This window comes from Candidatus Baltobacteraceae bacterium (assembly GCA_036488875.1).
Classification (GTDB): Bacteria; Vulcanimicrobiota; Vulcanimicrobiia; order Vulcanimicrobiales; family Vulcanimicrobiaceae; genus JAFAHZ01.
Genome location: DASXGW010000002.1, coordinates 274201 through 294078, shown reverse-complemented (window position 1 = coordinate 294078; position 19878 = coordinate 274201). Strand labels below are relative to the sequence as shown.

The window sequence follows — 19878 nt, the reverse complement described above, 5'->3', positions numbered from 1 at the left end:
AATGCTTGCCAAGCTCCTCGGCCTTCGCGGCGACCTGCGTATCGATTTCATTCAAAGCACGGCGCTCGCAGGAAACCCGTTGGGCGATCCGAGCGAACGGCCTCTGGCAGTGTACGTGCCGCCCGGCTACGACGAGGAAGCGTCGCGGCGCTATCCGGTGCTCTACGTGCTGCACGGCTACACCGGCAACGTCGCGGCCCTGCTCGGCTCGCGGCCGTGGGAGACCAACGTGTTTCAGTGGGTCGATAGGCTCGTTACCGAACGCCGAATGCCGCCCTCGATCCTCGTCGCGGTCGACGGCTTTACGCGACTGGGCGGCTCGCAATACGTCGACTCGATCCACAACGGCAACTACGCGACGTACGTCGTCGACGAGATCGTCGGATACGTGGACAAACGCTACCGTACCATTGCGCGTGAAGGCGGTCGCGCCGTGCTTGGCAAGTCGTCGGGCGGTTTTGGTGCGATGCACTTGGTTCTCGAGCATCCAGGCACGTTTTGCGCGTTTGCGTCGCATAGCGGCGATTCGTATTTCCGCTACGCGCATCCGATGGCGTTTCCCGACGTGCACCGCACGCTCGAGAGGTATCAGTTCGATATTGGCGCCTTCGTCGACGCGTTCGAGCGCAAGCATAAGCGCGCCGGCCCGGAGTATTCCACGATGGAAATGTTGGGCTACGCGGCGGCGTATTCGCCCGCCTCGAGCCGTGCCTTCGACCTCGACCTGCCCTTTGAGAAGAAGACGGGCGAGCTGCGCGAGGATGTCTTTGCCCGTTGGCTGTCGTTCGACCCGGCCGAGCGAGTCGCCGGCGCTCGCGACCGTTTGGAACGGCTGCGCTTGCGCTACTTGGACTGCGGCCGGCGCGACGAGTACGGTCTGGACATCGGGGCGCGAGTGGTGACCCAGCGCATTCGCGACCTCGGCCTCGAGGTGCGGCACGAGGAATTCGACGACGACCATCGCAATGTCGGCTACCGCTACGAAGTCTCTCTGCCGGCCCTCACCGCCGTTTTGGATACCAAGGAATGAAACGATTTAAGGAAGCAGCGCTGCTGCTCGTAACGACGCTCGTTCTCGCCTTGGGAACGACCGCCGCTCCGCGCGCGCAAGTCGCCGAGCCAACGCCGACGCCCGATCCGCATACGTATTCCGACGCCGGGATGAACTTCACGGCGCCGCCCGAGGCGTACTTATTAGGGCGCCGCGAGGTCGACGTGCAGCAACTCGGCCAGGATCTCCAGCCCGTCGCTCGCTGGATCATTCGGCCGGGAAAAGAGAACGCGGTCGTTATCGATCTCTCGATGGAGTCGTACGAAGGCGCACCCGAGCAGTGGGAAGGCCAGTTCGAGAGCCAGATGCACGGCGCCGCGGACGGCGTGCTCATCAAGAACAAGACGCCGATCTCGCTGCTCAACGGCATGCCGGCGCAGTTCGTCGAGATAACGATGGGCAGCGGCTTTGACTCGCGCAAAGAGTTCGCCGTGGTGTGGGGAGACGGAACGCGCGGCGTCGTGCTATCGGTTGCCGGCACGCTGGGCGCCGTTAGCAGCGAACAGGCGCGGACGATGCTGCGGAACGTTACCGCCGTGCGCTATCCGACCGGCCGCGGCGACTAAACGGCGGTGACCGGCGCGACCGCGGCGAGCGCCTGAGTCAGATCGTCGATCAAATCGTCCTCGTCTTCGATGCCGACCGATAGGCGAAGCAGTCCGTCGGTGACGCCGCGGCGTTCGCGATCCTCCTTCGGAATCGAACCGTGGGTCATCCGCGCGGGATGACAGATCAGCGATTCGACGCCGCCGAGGCTTTCTGCCAAGCTGAAGTACTTCAATCGATGCGCGAAATCGAGTCCGCGCTCCGGTGGCCCCGTCAAGACGAAAGATACCATTCCGCCGAAGCCGCTCATTTGGCGCTTCGCAAGCGCGTGCTGCGGATGCGACGGAAGACCCGGATAGTAGACGCGTGCGACCTCGTCGTGCGACTCCAGGAACTCGGCCACGGCTTGCGCGTTGTGCGCGTGCTCGCGCATCCGTAACGCGAGCGTCTTGGCGCCGCGCATCGTCAGCCAGGCATCGTGCGGTCCCGGCACGCCGCCGACGGCGTTCTGATGGAACTTGATAGTCTCGTGAAGGTCCTTGTCGTTGGTGATCGCGACGCCGCCGACGACGTCGCTATGGCCGCCGATGTATTTCGTCGTCGAGTGAACGACGACGTCCGCACCGAGCGTCAGCGGTTGCTGGAAATAGGGCGTTGCGAAGGTGTTGTCGACGGCGACGATTTGCCCGGGCTTGCGCATCGCGACGACGGCTCGAATGTCGACGAGCTTGAGCAGCGGGTTGGTCGGCGTTTCGAGCCAGAAGAGCTTGGTCGCCGGCTCGATCGCGGCGCGGACGGCTTCGAGGTCGGTCATGTCGACGTACGTGAAATGCAACCCGTAGCGTGCGAGGACGCGTGAGAAGAGGCGGTAGGTTCCGCCGTAGAGATCGTCGCTGACGACGGCGTGGTCGCCGGCCGAGAGCAGGTTGAGCACGGCCGCCGTCGCGGCCATACCGCTGGCAAACGCGCTGCCGTAACTGCCGTCCTCCAGCGCTGCCAGCTGCTTTTCTAACGCGACGCGGGTAGGGTTGACCGTACGGCTATAGTCGAAGCCCTTGTGCTCGCCGACACGATCTTGCGTGTAGGTCGACGTCTGGTAGATCGGAACGATGGTGGCGCCCGTCGTGGGATCTGCATCCTGCCCGACGTGAATTGCTCTGGTTGAAAATTTCATTCCTTACTCTGTCATCCTAAGCGAAGTCGAAGGGTCATGCTTTCCTAACGACTTCCGAGCTTGTCGACAAGAACGTGATGATGTCTTGCCGCGTCACCACGCCGATCGGGTCGCCGTCGTCGGTGACGACGATGGCCGGGTTGGCCAGCGTGAGCAGCTTGTAGGCACGCTCGATTTCCTCGGACTGCTCGAGCACCGGGAACGCGCGTCCCATGACCTCGCTGATGGGCTCGTGCACGATGTCGGCGTGATCGAAGACGGCCTGCATAACGCCGATGTCGTTGACGCTGCCGACGTGTTCGCTGCCGTTCATGACGGGCAACTGCGAGATCTCGTACTTGCGCAGCAGATCGAGGGCGGTCTTGACCGTGTCGTCTTGCTGGACGGTGATGAGCTGCGGAATCGGCGTCTTTCCCCGCAACACGTCGCCGACGGTCGCGCGCCGCTTTGCGTCGGGAAGGAACCCGTTGGCGATCATCCAGTCGTCGTTGAAGATCTTCGACATGTAGCCGCGCCCCGAATCCGGGAAGACGACGACGACGATCGCCTCTTTGGGCAGCGTCTTGGCGAGCCTGACGGCGGCAACCGCGGCCGTTCCCGACGAACCGCCGACGAGCAAGCCTTCTTCGCGCGTAATTCGGCGCGCCATGAGGAACGAGTCGCGGTCCGAAACGCGGACGACTTCGTCGATCACGCGCAGATCGACGGTTTCGGGCAGATAGTTCATGCCGATACCCTCGACCGCAAACGACCGCGGAATATCGCCCGAATAGATCGAGCCTTCTGGATCGGCGCCGACGACGTGGATGTTTGGATTTTGTTCCTTCAAATAGCGAGCCGTTCCGGAAATCGTCCCGCCCGTCCCAACGCCGGCGACGAAGTGCGTGATCGTTCCGTGCGTCTGCTGCCAAATCTCCGGACCCGTCGAGTGGTAATGCGCGTCGGGATTGAAATGGTTGTGAAATTGGTTAGGCTGAAACGCCCCCGGGATCTCGGCGGCGAGGCGGTTGGCCACGCCGTAGTACGATTCCGGAGAGTCGGCCGGAACGTTGGTCGGCGTGACGACGACGTCGGCGCCGTAGGCGCGCAGCAGATCGATCTTTTCGCGCGACATCTTATCGGGCATCACCAGGATGCAGCGATAGCCGCGGATCGCGGCAGCCATGGCCAAACCGGTTCCGGTGTTGCCGCTGGTGGGTTCGACGATCGTTCCACCGGGCTTGAGTTGACCTTGTTTCTCGGCGGCGTCGAGCATGGCGATTGCCGGGCGGTCTTTTACGCTGCCGCCGGGATTGACGTATTCGACTTTCGCCAAAACGAGACACGCAGCGCCGTCGGTCACCTTATTGAGCTTGACGAGCGGTGTGTTTCCGATCGCTTCGAGCGCGTTATTACAGTATGTAGGACCGGTTGCCCGGTCCGAGGGAACGGTGGTGGCCATAGGACCGGCGGCTTCCGCGCGGCGAACACCTTCACCTATGAAATTGCTGCCCGTTGCGCTCCTTGCCGCCATTGCGCTCGCGGCGTGCAATACCGACGCGCTTCCGCCCGCCGCCGGCTTCACCACGATCAGCGGAACGGTGCTCGATGCCGGTTCGAAAACGCCGGTTGCGGGTGCCGTGGTCACGATCGATACCGTGCTGACGGCGACGACCGATGCGAGCGGGAAGTTTACGGTGGAAAAGGTGCCCAGCGGCATCGTCGATTACACCGTGCAAGCTAAAGGCTACAAGGTGTTATCTTCAACGGCGCAGGTCGAGCCGTCGAAACCTTACGAGCTCGATCTCAGTCTCGCGGCCGCCTCACCCTGACGGTAGGCGCTCGCGGGTTTCATGAGCGTCGCCCGATCGGCGACGACGCGATCGATCACGGAAATCACGACCGCCGCTAACTTATCGGGATCGTGCCGAACGGTTTCGGTTTCGCTGATGATGCTCGCGCACACGGGCTCGACGCCCAGCGCGGCGATGCGCTCCGTATCCGGCGCGACGGGAAGCTGACCTTCCTCTGCGTACAGCGCCGCCAATCGCGAAGGCGGTTCGTCGTTGACCAGAACGTAGTCGAACACGCGCGCGGCGGAGTTGCGCAGCAGCGCTTCTACGTGATCGGCGGCCGACATGCCGTCGGTTTCGCCGGGCTGCGTCATGACGTTGCAGACGTACATCTTCACGGCATGCGCGTTGGCGACTTCGCGAGCGATCCGGTCGACCAAGAAGTTGGGCAGAATCGACGTAAACAGCGAGCCGGGGCCAAGAACGATCGCATCCGCGCCGCGGATGGCATTGATGACTTCGTCGAGCGGCTCGGCGCGCGGCGGATCGAAAAAGACCCGCTTGATCGGCCGGCTCGCCTGCGAGATGTTCGACTCACCTTCGACGACCGTTCCGTCGTCGAGCTCGGCGCACAGGCGCGCGACGCTCAAAGTCGCCGGCAGCACGCGCCCGACGATGTTGAGCACGCGGCTCGACTCTTTGATCGCGGTGTCGAAATTTCCGGTGACGCCGCTCATCGCGGCCAAAAACAAATTGCCGAACGAGTGGCCGGTCAAACCTTCGCCTTCGGTAAACCGGTAGCGAAAGAGGTCGGTCACCAACGCTTCGTCGTCAGCAAGCGCCACCAAACAGTTGCGCACGTCGCCGGGCGGCAGAACGCCGAGTTCTTTTTGCAGCCGTCCCGACGATCCGCCGTCGTCGCTCACGGTAACGATCGCCGTCAGGTTACTCGTGCGCCGTTTGAGTCCGCGCAGCAGCGTGGAGAGTCCGGTGCCGCCGCCGATGGCGACGACCTTGTACCCTTGCTGCAAGCGCAGCCCGGTTAACGCGTCGCGGAAGCCTTGTGGACTGCGTCCGGGCGGAGTGCGCGTGACCGAGCGCGACCACATTCGAAATCCCAGCGCGGTGAAGAAGACGCCCAACACCGCGAGCACGGCCGTAAGGTATGCGGGAGAGAAATAATCGTCGACGATCGAGTCGAGGATCTCGTTGATGTCGATGCCGCTGCCTTCGGCGATCAGCCATCGCGCCACCGCGTCGAAGATCAGCAGAACACCGAAAATGGCTACGAGCGCCCAGCGCTTGATTCCCAGCCCCGGCACCAGCCATTGCAACGAAGAACTCAGGCGGCGTTTCACGGTCGGTTCTATCGTCTCACGTCGCGGGCCTCAAAGGCTACTTCGAGGCGCCCGTCGGCCTGTAAGCGTTCGAGCATCCGCCGCCCGACGTACACCGAACGATGCCGGCCGCCGGTGCAGCCGACGCCGATGGTAAGCTGGGTCTTGCCCTCTTCGAGATAGCGCGGCAGGAGAAAGTCGATGAGGTCGCTTGCCTTGCCCAAAAACGGTTCGAGCGACGGATCACTCTCGATAAATGCTGCAACGGCGGCGTTCTCACCCGTCAACGGGGCGAGCGTCTCCTCATAGTTCGGGTTTCGCAGGAAGCGCACGTCGAACAGGAGATCTAAGTCGGTCGGCAGCCCGTATTTGAAACCGAACGCTACGATGGTGACGCCCAAACGCGTCGGGCGATCCGGCAAAAACGCGGTCGCGATACGCTGCTTCAGCCCGGCGTGCGTGAGGTTCGACGTATCGATAACCACGCTCGCGCGTTCGCGCAGCGGCGCGAGCAGGCGGCGATCGGCCTGTATCGCCTCGACCAGCGAACCGGCTTGTCGCAAAGGATGGCGTCGCCGCGTTTGACTAAAGCGGCGCACGAGCTGCTCGTCGTGCGCGTCGAGAAAGAGCAGCCGCGCATCGTGGGTACGTATCATATCGTCGACGGCGGCGCAGGGATCGCCGAGCGAATCATCGCCGCGGACGTCGAGCGCGATCGCGGCATTCTCGATCCCGGCCAGCGCGAGTGCCGCAACGGTGGCAGCAAGCGCGACGGGAGGAAGGTGCTCGACGCAGTAAAAGCCCAGATCCTCGAAGGATTTAATAGCCTGACTTTGTCCGGCGCCGGAAAGACCAGTGACGAAGACGAGACGCAGCAAACTCATATGAAACCATTTTCGCCCGAACGGGCCAACGCTTTACTGCCAAAACTAACGCCGCTCGTCGACGAGCTCCTGGCGAAACGCCGCGATTTGGCCATTAAGCTGCTGGAGTCCGACCCGGCGTTGCACCACGTCGAGCAGCCGCACGCGCGGCTAGCCGCGGCCCGGTCGCCGTTTCCGCCGCCACGGTTCGGCGATCTGAAGTTGGAGATCCACCGGCTGATCCACCGGATCGAGTCCTTCGGCTGCATCGTCAAAGACATCGATCTGGGGCTGATCGATTTCCCGGCGATTCGCGCCGGAGAGGCGATGTATCTCTGCTGGAAAGCGGGCGAACCGGCCGTGCAAAGCTGGCACGGCTGCGACGAAGGCTTTTCCTCGCGGAAACCGCTTTAGCCGGCAGTCGCGCTAGCTTCGACCGGAAGAAAATCCTCGGCCAAGCCCTGCAACCGCACGTCGCCGAACTCCGCGGTGTACGCGCCGCTTTCGAGACCGGTGATCGTACCGGTTTCGGGCACGTTGGCCAACTGCGGAATCTTCGAACGAATATCGTCGGGAATGCGGACTTTGTCGCCGACGGCGAAGCTGCCCTGATCGAAGAGTGCGTTGAGACTCTCGAGCAACATCGGAAGCGGGATTCCATAATCTTCGCTAATTGCGCCGATCGTGTGCGATTCGCTAATCGCGCAGTTCGAGCAGCCTCCCAAATGGAAGCGCGCAAACACGCGACGCGCGCCGGCGTGCAGCCGGAAGGCGTCGTCAACGGTCATGTCGGGGGTGAAACTGCGGTCGGTCACGATGTGCTCTTCAACTCCTTGGATCGTCGATATAGTTTCGCGAAGTGCGCCTGTAAGCCGGATTCTGTCTCCCGCGGCGAGCCGCCGGAGGATGACCATCTCTCTGGGATGCGCGTTGCCGCGCACCTCGGTGCGACGTGGCTCGCCGGGACGGGCCGTCCCCCTCTTTCGAGGTCGCCGAGCGGTCTTGCTTCAGGTGGGGTTTACCCGAGCGCGCGTCACCGCGTCGCTCCGGGAGCTCTTACCTCCCGATTTCACCCTTACCCGCCAAGCGGCAGGCGGTATGTTTCTGTGGCACTTTCCTTCGAGTTGCCCCGACAGGACGTTATCCTGCACCCTGCCCTGTGAAGCCCGGACTTTCCTCACCCCCGGCCTAGCCGGGTAGCGCGATCATCCAGCGTACTTCGCGGACCTACTATAACATAGGTAGCAAAGCAAGGCGCCCGAACGGGCGCCTTGCATGAACTGGTGGAGGCAAGGAGACTCGAACTCCTGACCCTTACGCTGCCAGCGTAATGCTCTACCAACTGAGCTATGCCCCCGGCGCGGTCGGCTCTCTTCACGCCCAGCGTCGCGAACCCTTGCAGGGCGCTCGCCTTCGCTGTCGCAGTGATTGCAGCGGTTTGGGGGCCCCACGTGAGTGGGGGGCGCGAAGCGCGAAGCGCGGAGTGCCTGTTACAAGCGCAAGGGGCCCCCAAAAAATGCGCAGCATTTTTTGGGGATGTAGCTCAGTTGGTAGAGCAACGCCTTTGCAAGGCGAAGGTCAGGGGTTCGAGTCCCCTCATCTCCACCACGTCGTTTTGGGAGCGATCGAGTTACCGATGAAGCGTCACGCGTTGTTCGGTTTGGTTTTGGCGGCCCTCGCCGGCTGTGGGGGATCTTCGGGTATGCCGCTTCCGCCGCACCCGAACGCGACGCACGTCAATCGGTCCACCGCTTCGCCAATCCAGCACGTCGTGATTCTCATTCAAGAGAATCGCAGCTTCGACAACCTCTTTGCGACGTATCCGGGCGCGGACGGCGCGACGCACGGGAAGATGAAGACTGCTAGCGGCGTCGTTACGGTTCCCTTGACCAAGGGCCCGTTGGTGTCGCGCGACGTCAACCACCTTCACGCTGCCTTCCTGACCGAATATGACGGCAAGAAGATGGACGGCTTTGGCCTGGTAAACTTTGCCTGCATCGGCTGCGGAAAGACCGGAACGAACGCATATACGTACGTGGATCCAAGCCAAATCAAGCCGTATTGGACGCTGGCGCAGCAATACGTGCTGGCCGATCATTTATTTCAAACGCAGAGCAGCGGAAGCTTCACGGCGCACCAGGATCTGATTCGAGGCAACACCCACCTCAATGCCAGTGCCGCCGTCATCGATCTCACGTCGTCGGATCCCGCAGGCTGCGACGCGAAGGACCCGGCTACCACAACAGCGTTGATTTACAAGAAGACGAAAAACGTCGTTACGAAAGTTGGACCGTTCCCGTGCTTCACCTGGCCCACGCTTCGAGATTTGCTCGATGCTAAAAGCGTGTCGTGGAAGTACTACGTCGAGCCGATCTGCTGCGACGGCGGCCCAATCTGGAATGCCTTCGAGGCCATTCATGCGGTTCGGTACGGCCCGGAATGGGGCACCAACGTTTCGATGCCGGAAACCAACGTGTTCTCCGACATAACGAAGGGGCAGCTGCCGGCCGTATCGTGGGTCATTCCTAAGGTGGGCAACTCGGATCACCCCGGCTCACCGCCAGATCACGGACCCGCATGGGTTGCCCAAGTCGCCAACGCGATCGGGCATTCGCCGTACTGGAAATCCACGGCGATAATCGTCGTCTGGGATGATTGGGGCGGCCAGTTCGATCACGTCCCTCCACCGCAAAAGTACTACGACGGTTTGGGCTTCAGGGTTCCGATGCTGGTGATCTCGCCTTACGCGCGTAAGAGCTACGTCTCGCACACGCAGTACGAGTTCGGAAGCATCCTACGGTTCGTCGAGGACAACTGGGGCTTGGGACATCTCAACACGACCGATGTCGGCGTCAGCAGCATCGACGACGTCTTCAACTTCTCGCAAAAGCCGCGCGCCTTCAAGACGATTCCGGCTCCGCAGTCGCTCGAGTTCTTTCTGCACGAACCGATTTCGACCGAGCCCGTCGACACAGAGTAACCGGCCGCACGCTTCGCGAAACCCCTTCCATGACCCAGCAACTTCGCGTCGCCCTCCTCGCGCTGTTCCTCGGCGCCACGGCGCTGGTCGGCTTTAACTACGTCGCGCAGCGCGATCGGGTCAACCAAAGCAACGTGCCGGGAATCGACCCCGGCAACCCCTTGGCGCAGTTCGGCATCGAGAGCGCCGAGCACAAGGCCTACGTTGCGGCGCGCATTCGCAACGTGGAGTATCAAACCGTGATGCTCGAAACCGGCGTTCTGACCGTCATGGTGTTTCTGTGGCTGCTGATGCCGGTGTTTACGCGCGAGGCGCGGGAGAGCAAGTAGGCCGGCGAAAGGGCGCGAAGCGCCAGCTTCGTATATCGTGATGGTGAAAACGCTGGCTAGCTCACTCGCCGTCTGCGCCGCACTGATCGTTGCCGGCTGCGCGCGCTCGGTGACCGGGACAAACGCGGACGGACCGGTGCTTCCCACGGTCGCAAGCCCAAATCCGTCGCCGATCAAGCATATCGTGATTCTGATCCAAGAGAATCGCAGCTTCGACGACTTCTTCGCGACGTTTCGGGGTGCCGACGGCGCCACGCACGGGAAGATGAAGACCGCCACGGGCGTGGTTACGGTGCCACTGGTCAAAGGCGATTTACTCACCCGTGATGTGGCTCACGTCCACGCGACATTCGTCAAAGAGTACGACGGCGGCAAAATGGACGGTTTCGCGAATGCCAACGCGGGCAGCAATCGTGGCCAGATCGGCCAATACGTCTATCGATACGTCGACCCCGAGCAGATACAGCCGTATTGGGCGATGGCCAAACAATACGTGCTGGCCGATCACATGTTCCAGACGCAGTCCAGCGGCAGTTTCACGGCCCATCAGGACCTCGTTGCCGGGGGAACGGCGATCGGCAAGTGGGCAAGCGTGATCGACGATCCGATTCCCTCGAACCCTCCATGGGGTTGCGACGCCTCCGCGCACACGGCAACGAATCTCATTAACGTCAAGCGTGAGGTCGAACGGGGCGCCGGGCCATTCCCGTGCTTCAAGTGGAAGACGCTGGCGAATCTCATCGACCGCGCGGGACTGACGTGGAGATATTACACGCCGAACGTTTGCTGTGCGGGAGGCGCGCTTTGGAATGCGTTCGACGCGATCGATGCCGTACGGTATTCAGACGAATGGAAAGACAACGTCATCTCGCCGCCGAGCGGCGTCTTCGCGGTTGCGCGCCGCGGCATGCTGCCGTCGGTCACGTGGGTCGTTCCGCAAGTGCACGACTCCGATCACCCTGGCGGAGGTCCCGATACCGGCCCGCAGTGGGTCGCCCGCGTCGTCGACGCCATCGGTGAAGGTCCGCATTGGAACTCAACGGCGATTATCGTCGTATGGGACGATTGGGGCGGACTGTTCGACCACGTCCCGCCGCCGCAGCTCGATTATCAAGGGTTAGGGTTTCGCGTGCCGATGCTCGTCATCTCGCCGTATGCGAAGAAAGGCTACGTCTCGCACACGCAGTACGAGTTCGGGAGTATCTTGAGGTTCGTCGAGAACACGTTTTCGCTCGGCTCGTTGTACGCGACCGACGCGCGCGCTACGAGCATTGCGGATTGCTTCGACTTTCATCAAGCTCCCCGTAAGTTCGTTCCGATCGCGGCCAAGCTTCCGCAGGCGTATTTTGAACGCGAACCGATATCAAACGAGCCCGTCGACGATCAATAGGCGGGGGAGGCGTGCCGAGTGCATGTGGCGATGGGGCGACGGGGACATTTCTAGCCTGAGGCCGTAGTATCGGGCACGATGAGACGCTTGCTTGCAGTCGCGGGGCTAATGCTATCGAGCTGCTCGGGCAGTTTCGGACCCGCGCCGCTGCGCGGCGTCGCCGACGCGTCGCATGCGACGAGCTATAAGCGGGTGCATGCCTTTGCCGCCCCGCCCGATGGCTCGCAGCCGTTAGCCGGACTCACGACGCTTAACGGAAGACTTTACGGCACTACCTCGCACGGGGGCTACAACTATGGCGTGGCCTTCGCAATCGACGGAAATGGAACGCACGAAAGCATCGTGCACAAGTTCGGATCGGTGTACGACGGCGCGGCGCCCGAAGCTGCTCTCGTTGTATACAAAGGGGCGCTGTATGGCACGACGGCGGCGGGCGGCGCCAACGGGAAAGGATCCGTCTTTGCCATCGATTCGACTGGAGCAGAGCATGTCGTGTACAGCTTTAAGGGTGGAAAAGACGGATACGATCCACTTGGCCGCCTGACGGTCTATGGTGGCGAATTGTACGGCACGACGTATTTCGGCGGCGCAAAGAATAAGGGAACCGTTTTTAGCGTGACCTTGGGCGGCACGGAACGCGTGCGCCATAGCTTCACCGGAGCGCCCGATGGCGCAAATCCCAAAGCCGGGCTAATCGTCGTTAAAGGCCTACTCTACGGCACGACGCAAGGCGGTGGTAACCAAACGCGTGGCTTCGGAACCGTCTTCAGCATCACGAGCGGTGGGAAAGAGCGCGTCGTCTACGCGTTCAAACCGATTTACGACGGCGGAGATCCTATCGGCGATCTCATTTATGTCGACGCTGCTTTTTACGGTACGACCTATAACGGTGGAATGAACAACGACGGAACCATTTACCGCTTGACACCTTCGGGGAAGGAAAGCCTACTTTACAAGTTCGCAAGCGGTAAGGACGGAGCCAATCCGGCCGCGGGCCTCGTCAACGTCCACGGCGTGTTGTATGGCACAACCGTCAACGGCGGTGCGCATCAACAGGGTATCGTGTTCAAAGTCACGCTAAAAGGAAACGAAGCAGTCGTCCACGCTTTTGCAGGTGGAACCGACGGAGCGTGGCCCTTTTCCACGTTAACGCTGTTAAGCGGCAAACTCTACGGCACCACGCAGAACGGCGGCGGATGCAGCGCGTACGGCAACGGCTGCGGAACGATCTTTTCTCTCGCGCCCTAGTGTAGGACGCGCACGGCCGCCGGAGTCACCGCCCCTGAATCGCGACACGCCTCCAACGTAGCATCGAAGATCACGCCGATGCCGCAGCGCGACGTGAACATTCCACGGTTGTCGTGGTGAACGTGGGGAACGAACGCATACTCCTGGTTCGTGCCCTCGGGATGACGCCCAGCGATATACTTGATAAAGTATTTCGCGCGGGCGAACCGATACGGACCTTGCGCCTCGCCGCCGCAGCTTCGATCTAGATCGTCTTCGTGCGGGTTGGTATCGGCTTCGCCCATCAAGTACGTGACGCTGCGTTTGACGTAGCGCGCCTCGAGTTGTGCCGGCGTTCCGGTGACGTAACGGGGTGCGCCCCGCAAGCCGTAACGCCACTGGTCGAAATCGGCGCAGTTGTGCGGCGGGAACGGTCTCCAATCCGTAAAGTACAAATACGACGATGGGTTCGAGATAATGAGTCGCACCGGTACGCGCGAGCCGGGGTCGAGTTGCGGAGCTTTACCGACGATTGCGTATCGTTGGACGATCTGTCCGCCGGCCGAATGGCCCGCGATGACGATGTCGCGCATGTGTGGAAAGCGCCGGCTGTCGGACAAACGAGCGACGATCGCATCGAAGACGTCGTACGTACTGATGGGCGCCGGCGCGATCGCGTCAGAACCACCCGGCCACCGGCCGCTCCAGCGCAGCGTGTTCGCCGGAAGCGGACGCCCAGCGATATCCTTTGGTTCGACAAACTGCGGTGCGATGACGAGCGTGCGATCGAGCCGGTGTGCGGCCGCGGCGGCGATGATACCGGTATCGTAGTAGTAGTCGGCGTCGCGCAGTACGCCATGCACGATGATCAGCGCGCGCGTGGCGCCGGCGCTGCCGTCGAGCGAGCCGTTGCTAAAATACAGCGCGTAGCCGCTCCCTTGCGGCGTTCGCACGAGAAACTGCCGGTTCGCCAGTTTTCCGTAGTGATCGGGCTGCGGCGTCGTGGAGACCGGCACCGGGACGACGAGCGAGCTTGCGAGTAGGGCTACGAGCACGCGTGTGAACATCGAGCTTAATAACACCCGTTGATGCCGGCTTTATAGAAACGCACGAGTTCCTTTGGATGAGATCTCGCGCAATACCCCTTGAAGCCGTCGACGGCGAGTTGGGTCTTGTGGGGTGCGGTAAAGGTCCACTCGATTTCCTCGACGAGGTTACCGGAATGCAGCTCGTAGTAGTCCGTAGCGAAGTTGGCGATGTGCTTGCACGCCTGCGAGCCCCCTTTCGTCGCGATGCCCGCGATCAGCGTTCCTCCGGCGCCTAAGAAACCTTGAAGCTTCGTGCTCGTGCAGTAGGACCAGACCGTCTTGCCGACGAGATCGATGCCGGTCCGGTTGTCGATGCGAAGGGTGAACGTCTGAGGTCCTTGCGACTTCGCAATCGTTCCGCCACCACCACCGCAGCCACTCGTGGAGATATAAAGGACGGCCGCCTCGGGGTCGACATTGGTGCAGACGCCCGTGTAGGGGACCGAGGTCGATCGGACCTTCGCTTGCGAGAAGATCCCGCCCGTCGTCTCGTAGTTCGCCGAAAAGTAGATGGATTTGCCGGCTGCGACATCGCGCAGCCGGACGTCGAAGGCCGCCAGAGTCAGACAGCCCGACGCGACACCGACAATTTCAATCGTCGTGCCCGGCTTGACGTCTCGAGCGGCCATTGTTGGAACGCAATAGCCGCCGAGCTCGCCCTGTTGGAACGTCTTCGCTGTGGAGTTGTAAACCCAGAACCGAACGCTCGACTCTGGGGTGCGCTGCGTCCGGTCGACTGACGGCACCGCGAACGAGGGGGTTTCATGTGCGGCTGGGCCGCTGCAAGCTGACGGCGCGGCTAGGATAACGAGTACAAAAAAGCGACCGAGGTTCAAACGCATGCGATGCCTCCTCGCCGGAACGTCGACGGATTGCGCTTTGTTGCGGCGGTTGAGTTGGCCTGCGATGTTGTCGTTTGGTCGGCGTGTCAGTCGGCAGGCAAGCATGCTCGCTCGCCAATTGGGAAGCGGTGGATGCAACCAGGGGATGGCTCGGTGGCGACGGAACTTTGAAGGTCATAGCCGGGAGTTTTATTGGAGGGACATATTGGACCGCCGCCGTTTTATCATTACGGGATTTTCTGCTGCCGCGATCGCGGCGTGTTCGTCCACCGCCGGACGTTTCGGGCCATCGCTCATTACGCAGGGCGAAGAGATACTACTCCCCAACGGAAAGAAATCGTTTCTGCTCAACGTGGAGTACGTCACGACAACGTTCTCCGGCGGCTACAAGCTGCGTGGGCGCACCTATGGCGACATGGCCAATCCCAACACGACGGTTGGGCCGTCCTGGACGGTGAAGCCGGGCGACACGCTTAACGTTCGTATGGTCAACAAACTTCCGCCGAATCCAAAGGTTACGCAAGGCCCCCCGCAACTCGTTCCGCAGCCGCAGAACATGATGGAGGCCATGGACCCCGACTTTCACGGGCCGCATCGGCCCGCGACTGCGCTCAACGCGATGAACAATCCTCACGATTTCAATACGACAAACCTGCACGTTCACGGACTTCAGACGGTCCCGCACCTTTTCGAACCGCTTGGGACGAGCAACCCAAACGCCGAGATGATCGCGATCGAGCCGGGCCAAACTTACGACTACAGCTTCCCGATCCCCAAGGATCACCCGAGCGGCCTGCACTGGTATCATCCGCATCACCACGGATCGACCGACGTGCAAGTGAGCAACGGAATGGCCGGGCTGATTTACGTTCGCGGGCCAATCGATGAGGTACCGGAGATTGCGGCCGCACGCGACATCACGCTCGTCGTGCAAACGCTGGACGTCAACCCCGTGAGGGGGAAGCGCAAGACGTATTCTCGCGATTACATCGCCTATCGAGCCCCGAAAAACGGCGGTTACTTCCTGTCGACGAAATTTACGATGATGACCGTTACCGCGCTCGAAAGGAATCGGTCAACGGGTAACATCGAGGTCATTCAAGCGGGCGGCAACGCGGGGCGATACTGGGTCGATAACCGCGCTAAGGGAGGCGCCACGTACACGCCGGTGGACCCAGCTCCCACGTTTTACGTTTCGCCGGGCGAGGTAGTCCGGTTGCGCTTTCTCAACGGAACAAACTATCTGACCCTGCCCTTGATCTTGCCCGGTTTCGAAAGCTGGCTTATTGGGTTCGACGGCGTCAATCTTCTAAAGCCCCAAAGTAAAGACATGAGCGGCAAGGGCACGACGGTGGTTACCCACGAGAATCTCCTGACCGCCCCGATGATGATCGCGAGCTCGGGCAACCGTGTCGAGTTTCTGTTCAAGGCGCCTGCCGACCCCGGAACGTACACGTTTGCGTCGATGGCGAACGAGGGTCTCTATTTTAGGTTAATCCCCAAGCTGAACTTCGCACGTTTCGTGGTTCGAGGGAACGCCGTAGATATGAGCATCCCGAAGAAGCTCCCGAAGCCGTCGCGCGAGTATCCCCTCATTCCCCAGAGCCGCGTTCGCGAGTATCGCAAGTTCGTCTTTGCAGAGCAGCTCAATCGAACCGATCTGCTCTTCGGCGTGGCGTTCACGATTAACGGAAAACTCTACGATGAGATGGACATCGAAAGCGCGCCGAAGGTCGGAAGTTGCGAGCAGTGGCGCATCGAGAACGCGCACGACGAAATCCACCCGTTCCACTTGCACGAAAACTCGTTTCAAGTGATCGCGATCAACGATCAGCCCGTCGATCCCCCGGAGATCTGGGATACGTTCATGGTGCCGCCCGCAAACGGCGGCGTTAACGGGAGTATTACAATTCGCGTTCGATTCAAACAGTGGTACGGCAAGACCGTCTGGCACTGCCACGTGCTGCCCCACGAAGACACGGGCATGATGCAGAACATCTTGATGGTCTAGCGATCGAATCCGGTAAAAAAAAGAGCCTTGCCAAGCAAGGTTCTTTTAATGGTGGGCCATCCTGGGTTCGAACCAGGACCTCATGCTTATCAAGCACGACGGTACGCGATTTCGGCCCTTATTTTGCAGGGGTTTTCTTGCGAGCAGTCCAGTCTGACCCCTCATTTGACCCCTCAAGCGACTGAGGACGCCGTCTTTGGGAGGGCTGGACTACGGCGTGACTGACCCGCCGCAAAGAGGAACCGAGGTCGCTACAGCCGCACGCCTCCGCCAATGGAGTTAGACCAGGGTGTTATCGTTGGTGGCTTTGCCCACGCTTACGAGGCGAGAATCATCCCCCATTCGGGAACGTCTGTAGTTCGTACGATTGAAGCCGCGACGGGAGTAGACCCGGACGCCGTCGTTCAAGTGGAAGTTACGACTGACGATGGCAAAGCCTGGAAGCGTGGATTTACCGGGCGTTGGAGCACGGGGGCGCCTTGCATTTTTACTACGCCGAATCGCCACGTCATGGGCGTCAGGGTTCGCGGTGTAGGCTACGTGCTCGACGTTCGTAATCCTGAGGACGTGTCGGAGTTGCCGGCGTTGCCGCTAACTTGTGCAGCGTCCGACGTTGTCGGTGGCAAAATGTTTCTCGCCGACGAAACGGACGTGTGTGCCTTCGACGGCACCAATATCCTTTGGATCTCCGATCGCGTTTCGTTAGACGGCATTCGCGATCTCAGCTACTCGAACGGGATCGTTCGTGGAATGGCCTGGGTTCCCAAAGGCGGCAGCCACGAGGAGTTGGGTCCTAATACTCCGTTTGAAATTGACGCGACGACGGGGGAGGCGAAGGGCGGCCTCATCGGGTTCTTCCGCCCGGCGTGAGTCCACGAGCGCCTAAATGCAATCCGAGATATTCGATCAGATGATGGACGAGCGCAGCGAGAATATGCGCGGGGTCGATACGCAGCGCAACGTCGATACGGCGCTGCGAAAAGCCGACAGTTCCATCACCAAGATGGTCTGTCGCGGACATGCGGCTTTCTGACGAAGTTTTGACCCCGCGTTTGACCCCTGAGCGGGTCAAGAATGAGAAAACCTCCGAGCACGCCGGAGGTTTGTTTTTCATCAAATGGTGGGCCATCCTGGGTTCGAACCAGGGACCTCATGCTTATCAAGCATGCGCTCTAACCAACTGAGCTAATGGCCCGGGGCGCGGAACGAAGGCTGGATTATAGCATATTCGCGGGGCGGAGTCCTCTTGGCCGCCTCAGATGAGCGCGATCCACTTTTTCATGATCTCGTCTTCGTTCTTGAGCTGCTCCATCATGAGGGCTTGGAGCGCCTCATGCTCGCGCAGCATCTCGGCCGACTCCGCCGCCTGGAAGTCGAAGGCGGCGTGCTGCGCGGCGACTTGCGCCTGCTGCTCGGCGGTGAGGTCAGAAGGCGGCGCGCCGGCCGCCGGACGCGCCGCCGCGGCGCGCACCGCTGTGGTGCGATCGCCGCGCGGCGGAAGAAGCGGCGCGCTCATTCGGTGATGCTCTGAATGAACTTCTTGGTGATCGAGTCGTCGGCTTTGCGTTGGGCCATGTCGACGTTGCGAAGCGTGTCGACCTCACGCATGTTTTCGCTGCGCTCGTCCATCATCTGATCGAAGACCTCCGACTGCATCTGCAGTTGCTCTTGATTCTGGATCTCGGACGCGTAGATCCCGAGCTGGAAGCTCTCGTCCTGTGAGTTCAGCGCGTTCATTGCGCCGTTTTCGGCCGCGCCGCCGGCACCGCCGAAGAGTCCGCCGACGGCGTTGCCGAGCAGCCCGGCGCCCGCGCCTTCGAGGATCGGAAGCAAAAATGCCATGGTCTGCCCTCCTATACGGTGGTGGAATCGTCGGAATCGAAGAGGCCGGTGTAGTCGGTCTCCTGACGGTGGTAGCTTTGCGGCTGTGACGGCGCCGGCAACTGCGGCATGGCCGGGGACTGAGATGCTAATGCCTCGGCGGTCTCGGGCAGCTGCGCAGGCGCGGGCCCGGCCGGCGGCGGCACATCCCCGGAGATTTCGTCGTAGTGGCGCATCACGGAATCGGCGTAGCCCAAACGCTGCCCGTCAGGCCATTGCGTCTGCGTGCCCGTCGCAGCCGGACTCCCGGCGTTGTAGGCGCTTAGGGCCTGGCGCACGTTGCCATAGCGGCCGATGAGCTCTTGGAGCATCCCGGCCGCGTAATCGGCATTTGAGGACGGGTCCATGGCCTGGGGCGTCGAGGCGAAGGCGTGCCACCGGTCGTCGATCTGAAACAGCCCGTGACCGTGGCCGCCGTCGCCCACCACGTTCCGGCCGGCATTAGCGCCCGGGCCGCCCGTCTCTTGAGCCGCCACGGCGGCGAGCAAGTCCGGATCGAGTCCGTGCCGCGCCGCGGCGGTGGCGATTTGGGGAGCGTAGGCAACGCCCGCTGCGGCGAGCTGTCCAGCGGTGAGATCGACGTTCATACGCCGCTCTATCCCTCCGACTGCCGTGTTTGACAAGGCCAACGCACGGGCTCTAGAATGTCGGGGTCGTAGTTGAGGGCCCCGCCTCGAGGTGGGGCCCTCATCCTGCGACCGCATTGGTATCATGGACCGCAGTCATAAAGTGGATATCGGCGGGCTTCTCGGGGGCGGGCGCCAGCTTATGGCGATCGACGACGAGGTGCCGATCGAGCCGTTCGAGGGGACCAGCTTTCCCGAACCCGCCCGGGTTCATCTCGAGCTTCGATATGCCGACCGTATTGTGACGATCGAGGGGACGGTCGACGCGGCGGCCCGTGGTCAGTGCGTGTCGTGTCTGGAAGACACGAGCCGGGACGTGCACGTCGACGTCGACGAGCGTCTCGACCCGGTGGCCGGACGCGACGGAGATCCTTTCGGCGAGGGCAACGTCTTGGCCGGTGACCGGCTCGACGTTGCAGACTTGGCGCAGCAAAACGTGCTCAGCGTGCTGCCCATGGGTTTGCGGTGTTCGGAAGAATGCCGCGGTCTGTGCGGGACGTGCGGAGCAAACCTCAACGCGGGCAACTGCCCGTGTATCAACGGAGACTCACGTGGCAAATCTAAAATGGAAGACGCCGCGCAGTAAAACGCGCAGCCGCCGCGCGGCGAACTGGAAGCTCGAACCGGTCACCACGGTCGAATGCCCACAGTGTCATCAACCCAAGCGTCCGCACTTCGCTTGCGAGTCGTGCGGAACGTATGACGGCCGCCAGGTCGTCGAGGTTCGTAACGAGCACGCAGGCCACGACCACGACTAGCGC

Annotated in this window: 23 protein-coding genes, 4 tRNA genes and 1 other RNA gene; 14 read left to right on the top strand and 14 right to left on the bottom strand. The window is 61.7% G+C overall.

What is annotated here, in order from left to right:
* Position 1: 1 nt before the first annotated feature.
* Both VGG89_04075 and VGG89_04070 read left to right on the top strand, forming a co-directional pair.
* On the top strand, positions 2–1030 hold the full coding sequence (locus tag VGG89_04075; protein HEY1975695.1) for an alpha/beta hydrolase-fold protein: 1029 nt from the start codon (positions 2–4) through the stop codon (positions 1028–1030).
* Positions 1027–1617, top strand: a complete 591-nt coding sequence (locus tag VGG89_04070; protein ID HEY1975694.1) for a hypothetical protein — start codon at positions 1027–1029, stop codon at positions 1615–1617. Before VGG89_04075 ends, VGG89_04070 begins: the two co-directional genes overlap by 4 nt.
* Here VGG89_04070 and VGG89_04065 read toward each other — a convergent pair.
* Both VGG89_04065 and VGG89_04060 read right to left on the bottom strand, forming a co-directional pair.
* A complete protein-coding gene (locus VGG89_04065) occupies positions 1614–2771 on the bottom strand; it encodes a cystathionine gamma-synthase (protein ID HEY1975693.1) in 1158 nt (385 codons plus the stop codon). The genes VGG89_04070 and VGG89_04065 overlap by 4 nt on opposite strands.
* Positions 2772–2805: 34 nt before the next feature.
* Positions 2806–4212, bottom strand: a complete 1407-nt coding sequence (locus VGG89_04060) for a cystathionine beta-synthase (GenBank protein ID HEY1975692.1) — start codon at positions 4210–4212, stop codon at positions 2806–2808.
* 37 nt (positions 4213–4249) lie between these two features.
* On the opposite strand from VGG89_04060, the gene VGG89_04055 reads away from it, so the two are divergent.
* Positions 4250–4582, top strand: coding sequence for a carboxypeptidase regulatory-like domain-containing protein (locus VGG89_04055; GenBank protein HEY1975691.1), 333 nt, complete (start codon positions 4250–4252; stop codon positions 4580–4582).
* Here VGG89_04055 and VGG89_04050 read toward each other — a convergent pair.
* Together VGG89_04050 and rapZ are read right to left on the bottom strand one after the other, a co-directional pair.
* A complete protein-coding gene (locus VGG89_04050; GenBank protein ID HEY1975690.1) occupies positions 4543–5901 on the bottom strand; it encodes a gluconeogenesis factor YvcK family protein in 1359 nt (452 codons plus the stop codon). The two genes, VGG89_04055 and VGG89_04050, sit on opposite strands and share 40 nt — an antisense overlap.
* An 8-nt stretch (positions 5902–5909) precedes the next feature.
* Positions 5910–6764 (bottom strand): RNase adapter RapZ, encoded by an 855-nt coding sequence (rapZ, locus tag VGG89_04045; GenBank protein HEY1975689.1) that lies wholly within the window; start codon positions 6762–6764, stop codon positions 5910–5912.
* Here rapZ and VGG89_04040 point away from each other — a divergent pair, their 5' ends adjacent.
* Positions 6765–7157 carry a DUF2203 domain-containing protein gene (locus VGG89_04040; protein ID HEY1975688.1) on the top strand — a complete coding sequence of 131 codons (393 nt, stop codon included), beginning with the start codon at positions 6765–6767 and terminating at the stop codon, positions 7155–7157.
* Here VGG89_04040 and VGG89_04035 read toward each other — a convergent pair.
* From VGG89_04035 to VGG89_04025, 3 genes are all read right to left on the bottom strand, one after another.
* Positions 7154–7558: a hypothetical protein gene (locus VGG89_04035; GenBank protein HEY1975687.1), complete on the bottom strand. Its 405-nt coding sequence runs from the start codon at positions 7556–7558 to the stop codon at positions 7154–7156. The genes VGG89_04040 and VGG89_04035 overlap by 4 nt on opposite strands.
* A 37-nt stretch (positions 7559–7595) precedes the next feature.
* An RNA gene (rnpB, locus tag VGG89_04030) (RNase P RNA component class A) lies at positions 7596–7964 on the bottom strand.
* A gap of 60 nt (positions 7965–8024) precedes the next feature.
* Positions 8025–8100: transfer RNA gene (locus tag VGG89_04025), tRNA-Ala, on the bottom strand.
* A 175-nt stretch (positions 8101–8275) separates the two neighbouring features.
* Here VGG89_04025 and VGG89_04020 point away from each other — a divergent pair.
* From VGG89_04020 to VGG89_04000, 5 genes are all read left to right on the top strand, one after another.
* A tRNA-Ala gene (locus tag VGG89_04020) sits at positions 8276–8351 on the top strand.
* Between the two features lie 28 nt (positions 8352–8379).
* Positions 8380–9723, top strand: a complete 1344-nt coding sequence (locus tag VGG89_04015; GenBank protein HEY1975686.1) for an alkaline phosphatase family protein — start codon at positions 8380–8382, stop codon at positions 9721–9723.
* A 29-nt stretch (positions 9724–9752) separates the two neighbouring features.
* Complete coding sequence (locus tag VGG89_04010; GenBank protein ID HEY1975685.1) at positions 9753–10052, top strand: hypothetical protein; 300 nt, start codon at positions 9753–9755, stop codon at positions 10050–10052.
* Positions 10053–10092: 40 nt separating this feature from the next.
* Positions 10093–11442: an alkaline phosphatase family protein gene (locus tag VGG89_04005; protein ID HEY1975684.1), complete on the top strand. Its 1350-nt coding sequence runs from the start codon at positions 10093–10095 to the stop codon at positions 11440–11442.
* Between the two features lie 78 nt (positions 11443–11520).
* Positions 11521–12690: a choice-of-anchor tandem repeat GloVer-containing protein gene (locus VGG89_04000; GenBank protein ID HEY1975683.1), complete on the top strand. Its 1170-nt coding sequence runs from the start codon at positions 11521–11523 to the stop codon at positions 12688–12690.
* Here VGG89_04000 and VGG89_03995 read toward each other — a convergent pair.
* Together VGG89_03995 and VGG89_03990 are read right to left on the bottom strand one after the other, a co-directional pair.
* Positions 12687–13724 (bottom strand): alpha/beta fold hydrolase, encoded by a 1038-nt coding sequence (locus VGG89_03995; protein ID HEY1975682.1) that lies wholly within the window; start codon positions 13722–13724, stop codon positions 12687–12689. The two genes, VGG89_04000 and VGG89_03995, sit on opposite strands and share 4 nt — an antisense overlap.
* A gap of 17 nt (positions 13725–13741) precedes the next feature.
* A complete protein-coding gene (locus VGG89_03990) occupies positions 13742–14503 on the bottom strand; it encodes a hypothetical protein (GenBank protein ID HEY1975681.1) in 762 nt (253 codons plus the stop codon).
* Between the two features lie 301 nt (positions 14504–14804).
* Here VGG89_03990 and VGG89_03985 point away from each other — a divergent pair, with 301 nt between their 5' ends.
* Positions 14805–16610 (top strand): multicopper oxidase domain-containing protein, encoded by a 1806-nt coding sequence (locus VGG89_03985; protein HEY1975680.1) that lies wholly within the window; start codon positions 14805–14807, stop codon positions 16608–16610.
* A gap of 49 nt (positions 16611–16659) precedes the next feature.
* On the opposite strand, the gene VGG89_03980 is transcribed toward VGG89_03985, so the two are convergent.
* Positions 16660–16782 (bottom strand) — tRNA-Ile (locus tag VGG89_03980).
* Positions 16783–17120: 338 nt separating this feature from the next.
* Between VGG89_03980 and VGG89_03975 the strand changes: the two genes are divergently transcribed.
* Together VGG89_03975 and VGG89_03970 are read left to right on the top strand one after the other, a co-directional pair.
* Positions 17121–17480, top strand: a complete 360-nt coding sequence (locus tag VGG89_03975; protein HEY1975679.1) for a hypothetical protein — start codon at positions 17121–17123, stop codon at positions 17478–17480.
* 16 nt (positions 17481–17496) lie between these two features.
* Positions 17497–17643, top strand: a complete 147-nt coding sequence (locus tag VGG89_03970) for a hypothetical protein (protein HEY1975678.1) — start codon at positions 17497–17499, stop codon at positions 17641–17643.
* Positions 17644–17728: 85 nt separating this feature from the next.
* On the opposite strand, the gene VGG89_03965 is transcribed toward VGG89_03970, so the two are convergent.
* The 4 genes from VGG89_03965 to VGG89_03950 all read right to left on the bottom strand — a co-directional run bounded on the left by VGG89_03965 (position 17729) and on the right by VGG89_03950 (position 19078).
* A tRNA-Ile gene (locus VGG89_03965) sits at positions 17729–17805 on the bottom strand.
* 60 nt (positions 17806–17865) lie between these two features.
* Positions 17866–18126: a hypothetical protein gene (locus VGG89_03960; protein HEY1975677.1), complete on the bottom strand. Its 261-nt coding sequence runs from the start codon at positions 18124–18126 to the stop codon at positions 17866–17868.
* Complete coding sequence (locus VGG89_03955) at positions 18123–18452, bottom strand: hypothetical protein (protein HEY1975676.1); 330 nt, start codon at positions 18450–18452, stop codon at positions 18123–18125. Before VGG89_03955 ends, VGG89_03960 begins: the two co-directional genes overlap by 4 nt.
* 11 nt (positions 18453–18463) lie before the next feature.
* Complete coding sequence (locus VGG89_03950; GenBank protein HEY1975675.1) at positions 18464–19078, bottom strand: transglycosylase SLT domain-containing protein; 615 nt, start codon at positions 19076–19078, stop codon at positions 18464–18466.
* Positions 19079–19202: 124 nt separating this feature from the next.
* Here VGG89_03950 and VGG89_03945 point away from each other — a divergent pair, with 124 nt between their 5' ends.
* The gene (locus VGG89_03945) at positions 19203–19703 is read left to right on the top strand and encodes a DUF177 domain-containing protein (GenBank protein HEY1975674.1); all 501 of its coding nucleotides are present in this window, start codon (positions 19203–19205) and stop codon (positions 19701–19703) included.
* Positions 19669–19875 (top strand): 50S ribosomal protein L32, encoded by a 207-nt coding sequence (gene rpmF, locus VGG89_03940; protein HEY1975673.1) that lies wholly within the window; start codon positions 19669–19671, stop codon positions 19873–19875. The genes VGG89_03945 and rpmF overlap by 35 nt, the downstream gene beginning before the upstream one ends.
* The last annotated feature ends 3 nt before the right edge of the window (positions 19876–19878 follow it).

Coding starts and splice junctions, on each gene's coding strand:
- VGG89_04075 (HEY1975695.1), top strand. CDS start 2: ATGCTTGCCAAGCTCCTCGGCCTTCGCGGCGACCTGCGTATCGATTTC.
- VGG89_04070 (HEY1975694.1), top strand. CDS start 1,027: ATGAAACGATTTAAGGAAGCAGCGCTGCTGCTCGTAACGACGCTCGTT.
- VGG89_04065 (HEY1975693.1), bottom strand. CDS start 2,771: ATGAAATTTTCAACCAGAGCAATTCACGTCGGGCAGGATGCAGATCCC.
- VGG89_04060 (HEY1975692.1), bottom strand. CDS start 4,212: ATGGCCACCACCGTTCCCTCGGACCGGGCAACCGGTCCTACATACTGT.
- VGG89_04055 (HEY1975691.1), top strand. CDS start 4,250: ATGAAATTGCTGCCCGTTGCGCTCCTTGCCGCCATTGCGCTCGCGGCG.
- rapZ (HEY1975689.1), bottom strand. CDS start 6,764: ATGAGTTTGCTGCGTCTCGTCTTCGTCACTGGTCTTTCCGGCGCCGGA.
- VGG89_04040 (HEY1975688.1), top strand. CDS start 6,765: ATGAAACCATTTTCGCCCGAACGGGCCAACGCTTTACTGCCAAAACTA.
- VGG89_04015 (HEY1975686.1), top strand. CDS start 8,380: ATGAAGCGTCACGCGTTGTTCGGTTTGGTTTTGGCGGCCCTCGCCGGC.
- VGG89_04010 (HEY1975685.1), top strand. CDS start 9,753: ATGACCCAGCAACTTCGCGTCGCCCTCCTCGCGCTGTTCCTCGGCGCC.
- VGG89_04005 (HEY1975684.1), top strand. CDS start 10,093: ATGGTGAAAACGCTGGCTAGCTCACTCGCCGTCTGCGCCGCACTGATC.
- VGG89_04000 (HEY1975683.1), top strand. CDS start 11,521: ATGAGACGCTTGCTTGCAGTCGCGGGGCTAATGCTATCGAGCTGCTCG.
- VGG89_03975 (HEY1975679.1), top strand. CDS start 17,121: ATGGGCGTCAGGGTTCGCGGTGTAGGCTACGTGCTCGACGTTCGTAAT.
- VGG89_03970 (HEY1975678.1), top strand. CDS start 17,497: ATGCAATCCGAGATATTCGATCAGATGATGGACGAGCGCAGCGAGAAT.
- VGG89_03960 (HEY1975677.1), bottom strand. CDS start 18,126: ATGAGCGCGCCGCTTCTTCCGCCGCGCGGCGATCGCACCACAGCGGTG.
- VGG89_03955 (HEY1975676.1), bottom strand. CDS start 18,452: ATGGCATTTTTGCTTCCGATCCTCGAAGGCGCGGGCGCCGGGCTGCTC.
- VGG89_03950 (HEY1975675.1), bottom strand. CDS start 19,078: ATGAACGTCGATCTCACCGCTGGACAGCTCGCCGCAGCGGGCGTTGCC.
- VGG89_03945 (HEY1975674.1), top strand. CDS start 19,203: ATGGACCGCAGTCATAAAGTGGATATCGGCGGGCTTCTCGGGGGCGGG.